Source organism: Streptomyces sp. NPDC002088 (assembly GCF_040296605.1).
Lineage (GTDB): Bacteria > Actinomycetota > Actinomycetes > Streptomycetales > Streptomycetaceae > Streptomyces.
In genome coordinates this window covers 1-13438 of record NZ_JBEOXO010000026.1, presented here as the reverse complement: position 1 = coordinate 13438, position 13438 = coordinate 1, and the positions used below count along the sequence as shown (strand labels likewise).

Below are 13438 nucleotides of genomic sequence, written 5' to 3'. Positions count from 1 at the left end.
ATGTCGACACGGCCCCGCGCCCCTTGCGGGGCGCGATACCGCACCGGACTTCGTCAAGGCTGCTCAGCGGCGCTTGCGCTTCTTCAGCAGGAGCCGGTGAAGTCCCGCGGGGATCGGCTGTCGGGTCGTGGCCGGCGTCGGCACCGGCGCCTCGGCCAGGGAGCCGTCGGGAAGCGGCGCGATCGCCCCCGTCGGCTCCAGACGCAGCACCCGGCACTCACGGGACCAGCGGTCCGTCATCGCCTCGCCGTCGGGCGCGTTGAGGCGCTTGCCCTTGAGCTCGGCGACCGCCGCCGCCCATTCCTCGGACCCCGGCGCGAGCTCGACGACCTTCGCCGTCCAGGTGACCAGCCGGCCCCCCTTGTCCTTGCTGCGGACGGTGACCTCGGCCTCGGTCCCGTCGGCCAGCCCCGGCAGCGGCTGCTCCCCGGGCCCGTCGCCGATCAGGCACGCCGCGCCCTCGTGCCACACGTGCCACAGCGCACGCGCGGCCGGGACACCGGCGCCCCTGACCCAGATGAGGCCGGACTTCTTCGTGGCCTCCTCGACGAGGGCCTGGTCGAGCAGCTCGCTTGTCATGGGCCCAGCCTAACCAGGCGCTGTCAGAGCCAGCCGTTGCGCTTCAGCGTGCGGTGGATGCCCAGGCAGATGGCCACCATCGCCGACATGACGACGGGGTAGCCGTACTTCGAGTGCAGTTCCGGCATGTAGTCGAAGTTCATGCCGTACACCCCGCACACCATCGTCGGTACGGCGATGATCGCGGCCCAGGACGTGATCTTCCGCATGTCCTCGTTCTGGGCGACCGACGCCTGCGCGAGGTTGGCCTGGAGGATCGAGTTGAGCAGCTCGTCGAAGCCGATGACCTGCTCCTGGACGCGGGCGAGGTGGTCGGCGACGTCCCGGAAGTACTTCTGGATGTCCGGGTCGACCAGCCGCATCGGCCGCTCGCTGAGCAGCTGCATGGGGCGCACGAGCGGCGACACCGCGCGCTTGAACTCCAGCACCTCGCGCTTGAGTTGGTAGATCCGGCCGGCGTCCGTGCCGCGCGGGCTGCCCTTGCGCCCCGGCGAGAACACCTCCGTCTCCACCTCGTCGATGTCGTCCTGTACGGCGTCGGCGACCGCGATGTAGCCGTCGACGACGTGGTCGGCGATGGCGTGCAGCACGGCCGACGGGCCCTTCGCGAGCAGCTCGGGGTCGTCCTGGAGGCGGTGGCGCAGCGCGCGCAGCGAACCCTGGCCGCCGTGCCGGACGGTGATGAAGAAGTCCCTGCCGGTGAAGCACATGACCTCGCCGGTCTCGACGACCTCGCTGTTGGCGGTGAGCCGGTCGTGCTCGACGTAGTGGATGGTCTTGAACACCGTGAACAGGGAGTCGTCGTAGCGCTCCAGCTTCGGCCGCTGGTGCGCCTGCACGGCGTCCTCCACGGCCAGCGGGTGCAGCCCGAACTCACCGGCGATACCGGCGAATTCGGCCTCGGTCGGCTCATGCAGGCCGATCCACACGAAGCCACCGTCGCGGCGCACCTGGCGCATCGCCTCGTGCGGGGTCAGCGGCTTCGCGGTGGCGACACGGGCGCCGTCGCGGTAGACGGCGCAGTCCACGACGGCGGACGGCGTCGAGGGGTCGCGGGTGGTGTCGTACACGCCGCTGTCCATGCGCAGGCCGTCCTTGCGCGGCGAGACGCGGGACGGACGGACCACGGCACGCAGGTCGCGGATCATCGACATGGGCAGGCTCCTTCGCAACGAGCAACGAAAGGCCGCCGGTGAACGGGTGGAACTACCCGGAATGGGGACGTCCTGACTGCGGATGTTTGGCACGTCCACAAAGCGGGGAGCACCGCACCGTTGCGGTGGCGAGCTTCGCTACTGATACAGGTACTGATTCAGGTCATACGGATCAGACAGATCAGGCAAAACGAAGTGCTCTTCCGTAGTGATACGGGCGCGAGAGGTGGCAGCCAGCCAGAGCCAGAGCAGCTACATCAGCGGCCGGAAGAGCGGGTGGTACTGCCAGGTCGACTTCGGTCCATTGCAGCCCCACCTCCTCCGGCCGGTCCCTCGTAAGGGAGTCCCATCGGCGTCGGGGCTTGATCGCGACGCTTCTGCGTGCTGCCCCGAACCACCGGGCAAGAGTATCAGCCGACTGAAGTGTCAAGGTGCTGCTTTGCCCGGTGCTGACGAGTTCTATGCTCGCCGCATGGTTGATGTTCTTCCTCTGGTCGAGGCCCGGTTGCGCACCGCGCTGGGCGAGCCGGACGCGCGCGCCGCGGTCACCTTCCTCGGTACGGACCGCATCGAGGTGCTGCGATTCCTGGACGACTCCAGGGAAGGCGCCGTCGTCCGCTACGCCACGCTCGGCATGTCCGCGCAGCCCATGGCGGACCCCACCGCGGTGCTCGCCGACCCGGTCAAGGGCCCCCGCGCCGAGCTGGTCCTCTCCGTCCGCGCGGGCATCGCCGACACCGACAAGGTGCTCCGTCCGCTCGCCGTGCTCGCCGCGTCCCCGCAGGTCGAGGGCCTGATCGTGGCCCCCGGCGCCTCCCTCGACGTGGGCGGGCCGCTGTGGCCCGGCGCCCCCTTCACCTCGGTCCTGGTCGCCGAGCCGGGCGGTCTGGTCGAGGACCTGGAACTGGACGAGCCGCTCGACCCCGTACGGTTCCTGCCCCTGCTCCCCATGACGCCGAACGAGGCCGCCTGGAAGCGTGTGCACGGCGCGCAGGCCCTCCAGGAGCGCTGGCTGACGAACGGGACGGACCTGCGGGATCCGTCCCGCAAGTCCGTCCCGCTGGAGTGAGTACAAGGTGAGCAAGCTCACCAACCCCTGGCCGGAAACAGTCAGTTGGTGAAGACAGTGACGCCGTCCTCTGTCGCGTGCCGCGTCTGAAGCTCCTCTGCCTCGTGGGTGAGGGCGTTCCGTCGTACGAAGACCACCACCGCGCCGATGACGGCCGTGATCGCCGCGACCACGAACGGGATGTGGATGTTGCTCCACTCTTCGATCTTCGGCGCGAAGTAGGGCGCCGCGGCGGCCGCGAACCACCGTACGAAGTTGTAGCCCGCGCTCGCCACCGGGCGTGGTGCGTCCGAGACGCCGAGCGCCAGCTCGGTGTAGACGGTGTTGTTCACGCCGATGAAGGCACCGGACAGGATCGTGCAGACGACGGCCGTGGTGTGGTCGCCGTAGCCGAGGACGAGTACGTCGGCGGCGAGCAGCACGAGCGAGCCGCCGAGCACCTTCACCGAGCCGAACCGCTCCTGCACCCGCGGGGCCACGAACACCGAGAACACGGCGAGCAGAACACCCCAGGCGAAGAAGACCGCGCCCGACTTGTACGGCGTCATGTTCAGCACGAACGGCGTGAAGGCCAGCACGGTGAAGAACGTGTAGTTGTAGAAGAAGGACGAGGTCGCCGCCGAGGCCAGTCCGCCGTGGCCGAGCGCCTTGATCGGGTCGAGCAGGGACGTCTTCCGCGCGGGCTTCGGCTGCTCCTTCAGGAACAGCGTGATGCACAGGAAGCCGACCGCCATCAGGAACGCGGTGCCGAAGAACGGGTAGCGCCAGCTGGCGTTGCCGAGCAGCGCGCCCAGCAGCGGGCCGCACGCCATGCCGAGGCCGAGGGCGGACTCGTACAGCAGGATTGCGGCTGCGCTTCCTCCCGCGGCCGCGCCGACGATGACCGCGAGGGCCGTCGAGACGAAGAGCGCGTTGCCGAGACCCCAGCCGGCCCGGAAGCCGACGAGTTGGCCGACCGAGTTCGACGTGCCCGCGAGGCCCGCGAAGACGACGACGAAGGCGAGGCCGAGCAGCAGGGTCTTGCGGCCGCCGATGCGGCTGGAGACGAAGCCCGTCACCAGCATCGCGACGGCGGTGATCAGGAAGTACGAGGTGAAGAGCAGGGAGACCTGGCTTGCTGTGGCGTTCAGGCCCTGGGCGATGGACGGCAGGATCGGGTCGACGAGGCCGATGCCCATGAACGCGACGACCGATGCGCCGGCCGTCGCCCAGACCGCCATGGGCTGTCGCAGGAGGCCGCCGGATCCGGCGTCGAGGGGGTCCATTGGGTTCTCCAATCCGAAGAGGAGATAGTTGGTATATACACACAGTAAGTTAGGTCGGCTAATTAATGCAAGGTACATGTAGTTTTTTCGAGTGGAGACGGATCGGCGTCGGGGTGGCGACCGGTCGGCGGCGGGTTCCGTCCGGACGGGTGATCGTCCTTGACGTGGGCGTGCCGGGGTAGGACCGTGGGGCCCTATGAGGGGCGAACCCAGTTGCCCGAAGTGTGGTGGCCGGGTCAGGGCTCCCGGACTCTTCGCCGATTCCTGGCAGTGTGATGTGCACGGCACCGTGTATCCGCTGCAGCCCGTGATCCCGCCCAGCGTCGAGGCGCTCAGTGTCGTGGTGCACCGCACCCAGGTGCCGGTGTGGATGCCGTGGCCGCTGCCGGTCGGCTGGCTGTTCACGGGTGTGACCTACGCGGGCGACGAGCGCAGTGGCGGCCGCGCCACCGTCGTGGCCTGCTCCGGGCCCGGCCCGCTCGGCGGTATGGGTGAACTGATCCTGGTCGCCGAGGAGCTCGGCGTCGGCCTCGGCGCGCGGTACGCCGGCATCGACGGCCCGGACCCGGGGCCGTACATGAACGTCGAGAAGCCGCCCCAGGCCAAGGTCCTGGCCGCCGGCCGCCCGACCCCGCTCTGGCATGTCTCCGGCGCCCCCGACGACCGCGCCGTCTTCGCGGGCGAGGCGCTCGGGCTGTGGCTGTGGGCGGTGGTGTGGCCCGAGCAGTCGGGGCTGCTGATGTACGACGAGCTGGTGCTGACCGATCTGCGGGACGCCGGGGCCGAGCTGGAGCTGGTGCCGTGCGGGGCGCTGTCACCGCGGTTGCTGGAACCTTAGGGGCTGGCCGCGCGGCTGGAGGATGGCTGTAGGGGGCGTACCAGGGTTGAGGGTGTGACAGGGGTGCTCCGGTTTCCGGCTATGCTGGAGCGTCCCCTTCCGCCCCGTCACCGCCTGGAGTTCGCGTCGTGCGCATCGATCTGCACTGCCACTCCACGGCTTCCGACGGTACGGACACCCCGGCCGAGCTGGTGCGTAACGCCGCCGCGGCCGGACTGGACGTCGTCGCACTGACCGACCACGACACCACTCGTGGGTACGCCGAGGCGACCGCCGCGCTGCCGGAGGGGCTCACGCTGGTCACCGGCGCCGAGCTGTCCTGTCGTATCGACGGCGTCAGCATGCACATGCTGGCCTACCTCTTCGACCCCGAGGAGCCCGCCCTGCTCGCCGAGCGCGAGCTGGTACGCGACGACCGGGTGCCGCGCGCCAGGGGCATGATCGCCAAGCTGAACGAGCTGGGCGTGCCCGTCACCTGGGAGCAGGTCGCGCGGATCGCCGGCGAAGGCTCGGTCGGGCGGCCGCATGTCGCCTCCGCGCTCGTCGAGCTCGGCGTCGTGCCGACCGTGGGCGACGCGTTCACCCAGGACTGGCTGGCCGACGGCGGCCGGGCCTTCGTGGAGAAGCACGAGACCGACCCGTTCGAGGCGATCCGGCTGGTCAAGGGCGCCGGGGGAGTCGCGGTGTTCGCGCACCCGGCCGCCGCCAAGCGGGGCCGTACGGTGCCGGAGTCGGCGATCGCCGAGATGGCCGCCGCAGGACTGGACGGCATCGAGGTCGACCACATGGACCACGACCCGGACGCACGGGTGCGGCTGCGCGCCCTGGCCGCCGACCTGGGGCTGCTGGTCACGGGATCCTCGGACTACCACGGCAGCCGGAAGACGGTCTCGCTCGGCGAGTACACGACGGACCCCGAGGTGTACGGGGAGATCACCCGGCGGGCGACCGGAGCGTTCCCGGTCCCGGGGACCGGCGGAGTCTGAGACTCACCTCCGCGCGCCCCCGTTCACTCATCTCTCCCGCAAGGCCTGCTCACCCGTGTTCGATGTCGCCGTCTTCGGCTCCCTCTTTCTGACCCTTTTTGTCATCATGGATCCCCCTGGGGTCACCCCGATCTTCCTCGCGCTGACCGCCGGACGCCCCGCCAAGGTGCAGAAGCGCATGGCCTTCCAGGCCGTGTGCGTGGCCGGAGGTGTGATCGCTGTCTTCGGGCTGCTCGGGCACCAGATCCTGAACTACCTGCACGTGTCCGTGCCGGCGCTGATGATCGCGGGCGGCCTGTTGCTCCTGCTCATCGCGCTCGACCTGCTCACCGGCAAGACCGACGAGCCGAAGCAGACCAAGGACGTCAACGTGGCGCTCGTACCGCTGGGCATGCCGCTGCTGGCGGGCCCGGGTGCGATCGTGTCCGTCATCCTGGCCGTGCAGAAGGCCGACAACGTGGCCTCACAGGTGTCGGTGTGGTCGGCGATCCTCGCGATCCATGTCGTGCTGTGGCTGGTCATGCGGTACTCGCTGCTGATCATCCGCGTCATCAAGGACGGCGGCGTGGTCCTGGTGACCCGGCTCGCGGGCATGATGCTCTCCGCGATCGCCGTGCAGCAGATCATCAACGGGGTCACTCAGGTGATCCGGGCCGGCTGAGCCCGAACCGCTGCCCGCGTGCGGGCCCCGGAACGCACAGAGCCCCGTGGGGCGCCGGTCGTACCGGCTGCCTCACGGGGCTCTGAAGTCTGTGGATGGTGATCCGAGTGTTATGAGGCCGAGGTGTCGGCCGGACGGATCCACAGCCGCTGCCCGATGGCGGCGGCCTGCTGAACGATCCGGTTGACGGAGGCGGCGTCTACGACGGTGGTGTCCACGGGCGTGCCGTCGATGTCGTCGAGTCGCAGGATTTCGAAGCGCATTGGCTTCCCCCTTCGTCTGGTCATCCTCCTGAGGAGAACTACTTGGCGTAAGGCCCATGGGGCGGCAGTGCCCCTTGTTCCATACCTAGCTAACGCGCTGCGTGTTACAGACATTCCCTACGCTAAATAAATTTTTCGAACGTCTAACTACCGACCGGTAGATGGGTTTGTGGAGACTGAACGGGACCAGTTGTGTTCGCAGCGTGACCGCCGGGACAATGGACGCGATGAACGACGACCTCGAGGCCCTGGCGGCCCGCATCGACCGCACCAACGAACTGCTCCAGCGCATGCTTGCCGAGGTGGCGAAGACGCCCTCGACCCATGCGATCTTCGTCGACGCGGGGTACCTGTACGCGGCCGCCGGCCGGCTGGTGGCCGGGACCGAGGACCGCCGCGCCTTCGACCTCGACGCCGAGGGACTGATCGAGGCGCTCATCGACCGTGCCCGCACGATCTTCGCGGACAGCAGGCTGCTGCGGGTCTACTGGTACGACGGCGCCCGGCGCCGCATCCACACCGCCGAGCAGCAGTCCATCGCGGAACTGCCGGACGTGAAGGTGCGCCTGGGCAACCTCAATGCCAACAACCAGCAGAAGGGCGTCGACTCCCTGATCCGGTCGGACCTGGAGTCACTGGCCCGGCACCGATCCATCAGCGACGCCGCGCTCCTCGGCGGCGACGAGGACCTGGTGTCGGCCGTCGAGGCGGCGCAGGGATACGGCGCCCGGGTCCACCTGTGGGGCATCGAGTCCCCCGAAGGCCGCAACCAGGCCGAACCCCTCCTCTGGGAGGTCGACAGTCAGCGCACCCTCGACCTCGACTTCTTCAAGCCGTACGTGTTCCGGCGCACCGCTCCGGCATACGAGTCGTCGGCGGGGGCCGCCCGGCCCACGCGCGAGGACGTCCGTTTCGTGGGCGCCCAGGTCGCCGCGAAGTGGCTTGCGGCGCGTGGCCGCGACACACTGGTGGAACTCCTGCCCGGCCATCCGTATCTGCCCGGGTCGGTCGACCAGGACCTGCTGGTGGAGGCCGAGGGGCTCCTCTCGTACTCACTCCGCGGCCAGGCGGACCTGCGGCGCGCGCTGCGGGACGGCTTCTGGGAGCACTTGCGGACGCAGTACTAGGGCTTTTCCGGGGGCCGGCTCTCTCGGCCGGCTCTCTTCGGGGGCCAGATCTCTCCGGGGGCCGGCTTTCCGGTGTCTGCCGGCGACGAATGGGACTACCGAGTGTGTTTGTCCCAGAAGTCGGCGAGGGCGCGGGCGGTGGGGAGGGGCTGGTCCAGGTTCGGTGAGTGCTCGGCGCCCGGTACGACCGTCCGGTGCGCGCCCAGTCGTACCGCCATCTCGTCCAGGACGGTCACCGGCCAGGTGTCGTCGCGGGCGCCCGACAGGACGTGGAACGGCAGCGGGAGGGCTGCGAGTTCGTCGACTCGGTCCGGCTCGCTGCACAACTGTCCTCCCGTGGCGCGGAGTTGGGCCGGCTTGGTGCCCAGCCAGCGGCGGCGCAGTTGCTCCTGGGTGCCGAGACCGCGGGCCGGGCCGCCGACCTCCTCGGGCGGCCCCATGGCCCGGATCGCCTCCCACATCTCGGCCATCGTCATCACGGCGAGCGCGTCCCGCAGCAGCTTCACGCGCTGCTCCTGGGAGACGGAGATCTGGGCGGGACCCGAGGCGACGAGGGTCAGCGAGACGAAGGGGGAGTGGTCCAGGAGGGCGGCGGAGCGGGCGATCTGGCCACCGAGGGAGTGCCCGACGAGATGCACGGGAGCGCCGAGCGCCTCGGCCTGCGCGAGCACGTCACGCGCCAACTCGGCCCGCGTGTACGCCGATTCGTCCTCGGTCGGCCCGTCGGACTCGTACTGCCCCCGCCCGTCCACGGCGACGCTGCGGTACCCGCGCACCGCGAGCGACTCGTGCACCAGGTTGAAGTCCTCCTTGCTCCCCGTGAACCCGGGCAGCATCAACGCCACGCCCTTCACCTCGGTGTCGGCGACCGCGGGCATGTCGACGACGGCGAACTCACCGCGCGCGGTGCGCAGGGGGTAGGCGCGAGCGCCGGGGGGTGTGTCGAAGGCGGTGGGGTTGGTCACGGGGGGAGGTTATCGGGAACGGCGGAACGGCGCGGTGGGCGCCGAAACGCCGAGGGCCCGGCCCACGTATGTGGACCGGGCCCTCGGACCTGTGCTCAGCTCTCCGCTCAGCTCTCCGCGGTCTCGGCCGCGGCTGCGACCTTGCGGGTGCGGCGTGCCTTGGGCTTCGCCTCGGCGGCTTCTGCCTCCGGTGCGGGTGCTGTTGCCGCGGTCTTGCGGGTGCGGCGGGGCTTGGGCTCCGGTTCCTGCGCGGTCTGGGCCGGGATGTCGGCGGTGGCCGTCGTCTCCGGCTCGGTGACCTTGCGGGCGCGGGTGCGGCGGGGCTTTGCCTCAATGGCTTCGGCGGTGTCGACGGCCGTCTCGGCTGCTGTTGCCGCGGTCTTGCGGGTGCGGCGCGGCTTGGCCTCGGTGGCTTCGGCCGTGTCGACCGCCGCCTCAGCGGCAACCGTCGCCTTGCGCGTACGCCGGGGCTTGGCTTCCGCCGTCTCCGTCACCTCGGTCGTCTCCGGGGCGGCTGCCGCGGTCTTGCGGGTGCGGCGCGGCTTGGCCTCGGTGCCTTCGGCGGTCTCGACGGCCGTCTCGGCCGCGGCTGCGACCTTGCGGGTGCGGCGTGCCTTGGGCTTCGCCTCGGCGGCTTCTGCCTCCGGTGCGGGTGCTGCTGCCGCGGTCTTGCGGGTGCGGCGGGGCTTGGGCTCCGGTTCCTGCGCGGTCTGGGCCGGGATGTCGGCGGTGGCCGTCGTCTCCGGCTCGGTGACCTTGCGGGTGCGGGTACGGCGGGGCTTGGCCTCGGTGGCTTCGGCGGTGTCGACCGCCGCCTCAGCGGCAACCGTCGCCTTGCGCGTACGGCGGGGCTTGGCTTCCGCCGTCTCCGCCACCTCGGTCGTCTCCGGGGCGGCTACCGCGGTCTTGCGGGTGCGGCGGGGCTTTGCCTCGGTGGCTTCGGCGGTGTCGACCGCCGCCTCAGCGGCAACCGTCGCCTTGCGCGTACGGCGGCGCGGCGTGGTGGCCGCGGCCTCGGCGGGCTCCGTCAGTGCCTGCTCCGGGACCTGCGTGGTCTCGGCCGGGGCCACCGGCGTCTCCGTCGCCACCGCGGACCTGCGGGTACGGCGGCGGCGCGGCTGCTCCGGGGCCTCCGGGGCGTCGAGGACGGTGCCCTCCGCCGTTGCCACGGCGGTCTCCGCTACCGGGGACTCGGTGGTCGTCGCCGTGGCCGGCGTCGACTCCAGGCCCGAGCTGCCGCGGGTACGGCGACGGCGGCGCGGGGTACGGGACGCGGTGCCGTCCTCCGCCGCGGGCGTCTGCTCGGGTGCGGTGGTCGCCTCGGACGCGATCGGCTGCGTCGCGTCCAGCGCTGTACCACCGCGCGTACGACGGCGGCGACGCGGCGTACGGGCCGGGCGCTCGCGGTCGGCGGACCGGGACTCGCCCCGGTCGCCCCGGTCGCCCCGGTCGGGACGGTCACCGCGGCCACCGCGACCGCGTGCCCCGCGGCCGCCCGGCTCGCCCAGGTCCTCCAGCTCCTCCGCCTCGAGGCCGGCGCGCGTGCGCTCCGCGCGCGGCAGGACACCCTTCGTGCCCGCGGGGATGTTCAGTTCGTCGAAGAGGTGCGGGGACGTGGAGTACGTCTCCGGCGGGTCGTTGAAGTCCAGCTCCAGCGCCTTGTTGATCAGCTGCCAGCGCGGGATGTCGTCCCAGTCGACGAGGGTGATCGCGATGCCCTTGGCGCCCGCGCGGCCGGTCCGGCCGATGCGGTGCAGGTAGGTCTTCTCTTCCTCGGGGGACTGGTAGTTGATGACGTGGGTGACGCCCTCGACGTCGATGCCGCGCGCGGCGACGTCGGTGCAGACGAGGACGTCCACCTTGCCGTTACGGAAGGCGCGCAGCGCCTGCTCACGGGCGCCCTGGCCGAGGTCGCCGTGGACCGCGCCGGAGGCGAAGCCGCGGCGCTGGAGCTGCTCGGCGATGTCGGCGGCCGTGCGCTTGGTACGGCAGAAGATCATCGCCAGACCGCGGCCCTCGGCCTGCAGGATGCGAGCGACCAACTCCGGCTTGTCCATGGAGTGCGCGCGGTAGACGTGCTGCGCGATGTTCGCGACGGTCGCGCCCTGGTCGTCCGGCGCGGTGGCGCGGATGTGCGTGGGCTGTGACATGTAACGGCGGGCCAGGCCGATGACCGCGCCCGGCATGGTCGCCGAGAACAGCATGGTCTGGCGCTTCGGCGGAAGCATGTTGATGATCTTCTCGACGTCGGGCAGGAAGCCCAGGTCGAGCATCTCGTCGGCCTCGTCGAGGACGAGCGACTTGATGTGCTTGAGGTCGAGCTTCTTCTGCCCCGCGAGGTCCAGCAGTCGGCCCGGGGTGCCGACGACGACGTCGACGCCCTTCTTGAGGGCCTCGACCTGGGGCTCGTACGCCCGGCCGCCGTAGATGGCGAGGACGCGCACATTGCGCACCTTGCCCGCGGTCAGCAGGTCGTTGGTGACCTGCGTGCACAGCTCGCGAGTGGGGACGACGACGAGCGCCTGCGGAGCGTCGGTGAGGTCCTCGGGCTTGGCACGCCCGGCCTCGACGTCGGCGGGGACGGTCACGCGCTCGAGGAGCGGGAGGCCGAAGCCCAGCGTCTTGCCGGTGCCGGTCTTGGCCTGGCCGATGACGTCGGTGCCGGTCAGGGCAACGGGGAGCGTCATCTCCTGGATGGGGAAGGGATTGATGATGCCGACGGCCTCAAGGGCCTCGGCGGTCTCGGGAAGGATCCCGAGCTCTCGGAACGTCGTAGTCAGGGTGCTGCCTCTTCTGTGTGGGCGGTGCGAGGCGAGCGCGGGGGTCGTGTCGGGACCGTGCCGGGGGGACGTCGGCTGCCTTACGGATAGGCCGTAGGGCACGGGACCACTGCCGACGCTCTAGCGCTCGAACCGCTGAGGGTTCCCTCCGATCGTCGTACGCACAGTGCCGTACGGTCAGGGAGGGCTGTCGGGTCGGAGCCGATCGGGCCACCGACCGGGCATCCTCATACGTGCGGCCTGTCGAGGTACGAGTCAGTACCAGCAGGCGCATTACCACCATACCCTGGAATCGCGCACACGTGATGGCCGATTCGGTCACGTAGTCGTCGTCACACCGATTCACGTAGTCGTGGTCACACTGATTGACCAGGGACTTCCGTCGCGCGGCGGGCGAGCTATTGTGCGCTTCATGACGAGCTCTGACAAGCCCGAGAACGCCTCCGAAACCGCCGCCGCACCCGCCGCACCCGCCAAGGCCGCCGAGTCCACCGGATCCGTCGAGCACACCGGAGTCGCCGCCCAGGACTGGGCGCAGGCCTCCACCGAGCCGCAGTACCGGGCAGCGGTCGTGGACCTGCTCGGCGCGCTGGCGTACGGCGAGCTGGCGGCGTTCGAGCGGCTCGCGGAGGACGCCAAGCTGGCGCCGACGCTGGCGGACAAGGCCGAGCTGGCGAAGATGGCGTCGGCCGAGTTCCACCACTTCGAGCGGCTGCGCGACCGGCTCACGGAGATCGGCGAGGAGCCGACCCACGCGATGGAGCCCTTCGTTGCCGCGCTCGACGGATTCCACAAGCAGACGGCACCCTCGGACTGGCTGGAGGGGCTGGTCAAGGCGTACGTCGGCGACTCGATCGCCAGCGACTTCTACCGTGAGGTCGCGGCCCGCCTCGACTCGGACACACGCGAGCTCGTCCTGGCGGTCCTCGACGACACCGGGCACGCCGGCTTCGCCGTGGAGAAGGTGCGCGCGGCCATCGACGCGGACCCGCGCGTGGGCGGACGGCTCGCGCTGTGGGCGCGGCGGCTGATGGGCGAGGCCCTGTCGCAGTCCCAGCGGGTGGTCGCCGACCGGGACGCGCTGTCGACGATGCTCGTCGGCGGTGTCGCGGACGGCTTCGACCTCGCCGAGGTCGGCAGGATGTTCTCCCGGATCACCGAGGCGCACACCAAGCGGATGGCGGCGCTGGGGCTGGCCGCCTAAGCGCTCCGCCGGAAGTGCGGTGACGAACCCGCGGGCCGGCGGGGGCTGTGGCGGTGCTCTTGATGGCGACGAGAGTCTTCGGCGGTTACGCCGGTGCCGATCGTCGCCGGAGTCTTCCCGCGGGGCGGAGCAGCAGCGAGAGCGAGGCGGTGGAGATGACCGCCGCGCCGAGGAGGCTCGGCAGGACGCTGCCGGGGCCCAGCGCGCTGTGGGTGACGAAGTCACCGAAGAGAGCTCCGGCGACGCCTGTCGCGAACACCAGGGCGCGGTTCGGCAGGCGGTGGGAGAAGCGGTGGTTCGCCGCCCATGCCAGCAGGACACCGAGCACAGCCGAACCGAGCGCTTCCAAGATCATGTCGGGTCCCTCCCAGGCGGCCGGACTGTGCACCAAGGTCGTAGCCCGTCATACCCGTGACCTGCGGAATGCAATCCTCCCCTGTGGGTGAGTTGTGCTCCGTTTGTGGAGAAAACGATCAGAGGGGCCCGGCGACGGGGCCCCGATCGGCATGTTCGGCATGACGGTCAACGTCACCGCCAACACCAGCGT

At 70.5% G+C, this 13438-nt stretch carries 13 protein-coding genes; 6 read left to right on the top strand and 7 right to left on the bottom strand.

Features of this window, described 5'->3' with window-relative positions:
- Nucleotides 1-63: 63 nt before the first annotated feature.
- Together ABT114_RS39050 and ABT114_RS39045 are read right to left on the bottom strand one after the other, a co-directional pair.
- Nucleotides 64-579: a hypothetical protein gene (locus ABT114_RS39050; protein ID WP_351148632.1), complete on the bottom strand. Its 516-nt coding sequence runs from the start codon at nt 577-579 to the stop codon at nt 64-66.
- A gap of 23 nt (nt 580-602) precedes the next feature.
- On the bottom strand, nt 603-1733 hold the full coding sequence (locus ABT114_RS39045; protein ID WP_351148630.1) for a magnesium and cobalt transport protein CorA: 1131 nt from the start codon (nt 1731-1733) through the stop codon (nt 603-605).
- Between the two features lie 472 nt (nt 1734-2205).
- Between ABT114_RS39045 and ABT114_RS39040 the strand changes: the two genes are divergently transcribed.
- Entirely contained in the window at nt 2206-2802 is a 597-nt protein-coding gene (locus ABT114_RS39040) for a suppressor of fused domain protein (RefSeq protein WP_351148627.1), read from the top strand.
- 41 nt (nt 2803-2843) lie between these two features.
- On the opposite strand, the gene ABT114_RS39035 is transcribed toward ABT114_RS39040, so the two are convergent.
- Nucleotides 2844-4067, bottom strand: coding sequence for an MFS transporter (locus ABT114_RS39035; RefSeq protein WP_351148625.1), 1224 nt, complete (start codon nt 4065-4067; stop codon nt 2844-2846).
- Nucleotides 4068-4263: 196 nt separating this feature from the next.
- On the opposite strand from ABT114_RS39035, the gene ABT114_RS39030 reads away from it, so the two are divergent.
- The 3 genes from ABT114_RS39030 to ABT114_RS39020 all read left to right on the top strand — a co-directional run bounded on the left by ABT114_RS39030 (nt 4264) and on the right by ABT114_RS39020 (nt 6552).
- On the top strand, nt 4264-4905 hold the full coding sequence (locus ABT114_RS39030) for a DUF6758 family protein (RefSeq protein ID WP_351148622.1): 642 nt from the start codon (nt 4264-4266) through the stop codon (nt 4903-4905).
- 128 nt (nt 4906-5033) lie between these two features.
- Nucleotides 5034-5891 carry a PHP domain-containing protein gene (locus ABT114_RS39025; protein WP_351148619.1) on the top strand — a complete coding sequence of 286 codons (858 nt, stop codon included), beginning with the start codon at nt 5034-5036 and terminating at the stop codon, nt 5889-5891.
- Nucleotides 5892-5946: 55 nt separating this feature from the next.
- A complete protein-coding gene (locus tag ABT114_RS39020) occupies nt 5947-6552 on the top strand; it encodes a MarC family protein (RefSeq protein WP_351148616.1) in 606 nt (201 codons plus the stop codon).
- A gap of 110 nt (nt 6553-6662) precedes the next feature.
- Here ABT114_RS39020 and ABT114_RS39015 read toward each other — a convergent pair whose 3' ends face one another.
- Nucleotides 6663-6815 (bottom strand): DUF8834 family protein, encoded by a 153-nt coding sequence (locus tag ABT114_RS39015; RefSeq protein ID WP_351148613.1) that lies wholly within the window; start codon nt 6813-6815, stop codon nt 6663-6665.
- A gap of 218 nt (nt 6816-7033) precedes the next feature.
- On the opposite strand from ABT114_RS39015, the gene ABT114_RS39010 reads away from it, so the two are divergent.
- Entirely contained in the window at nt 7034-7942 is a 909-nt protein-coding gene (locus tag ABT114_RS39010) for an NYN domain-containing protein (RefSeq protein WP_351148917.1), read from the top strand.
- 95 nt (nt 7943-8037) lie between these two features.
- On the opposite strand, the gene ABT114_RS39005 is transcribed toward ABT114_RS39010, so the two are convergent.
- Together ABT114_RS39005 and ABT114_RS39000 are read right to left on the bottom strand one after the other, a co-directional pair.
- Nucleotides 8038-8907 (bottom strand): alpha/beta fold hydrolase, encoded by an 870-nt coding sequence (locus tag ABT114_RS39005; protein WP_351148610.1) that lies wholly within the window; start codon nt 8905-8907, stop codon nt 8038-8040.
- A gap of 107 nt (nt 8908-9014) precedes the next feature.
- Nucleotides 9015-11594: a DEAD/DEAH box helicase gene (locus ABT114_RS39000; protein ID WP_351148607.1), complete on the bottom strand. Its 2580-nt coding sequence runs from the start codon at nt 11592-11594 to the stop codon at nt 9015-9017.
- Between the two features lie 496 nt (nt 11595-12090).
- On the opposite strand from ABT114_RS39000, the gene ABT114_RS38995 reads away from it, so the two are divergent.
- Nucleotides 12091-12891: a ferritin-like domain-containing protein gene (locus tag ABT114_RS38995; protein ID WP_351148915.1), complete on the top strand. Its 801-nt coding sequence runs from the start codon at nt 12091-12093 to the stop codon at nt 12889-12891.
- Nucleotides 12892-12976: 85 nt separating this feature from the next.
- Here the strand turns inward: ABT114_RS38995 and ABT114_RS38990 are convergent, their stop codons facing one another.
- Nucleotides 12977-13246: a hypothetical protein gene (locus ABT114_RS38990; protein WP_351148604.1), complete on the bottom strand. Its 270-nt coding sequence runs from the start codon at nt 13244-13246 to the stop codon at nt 12977-12979.
- Nucleotides 13247-13438: the final 192 nt, after the last annotated feature.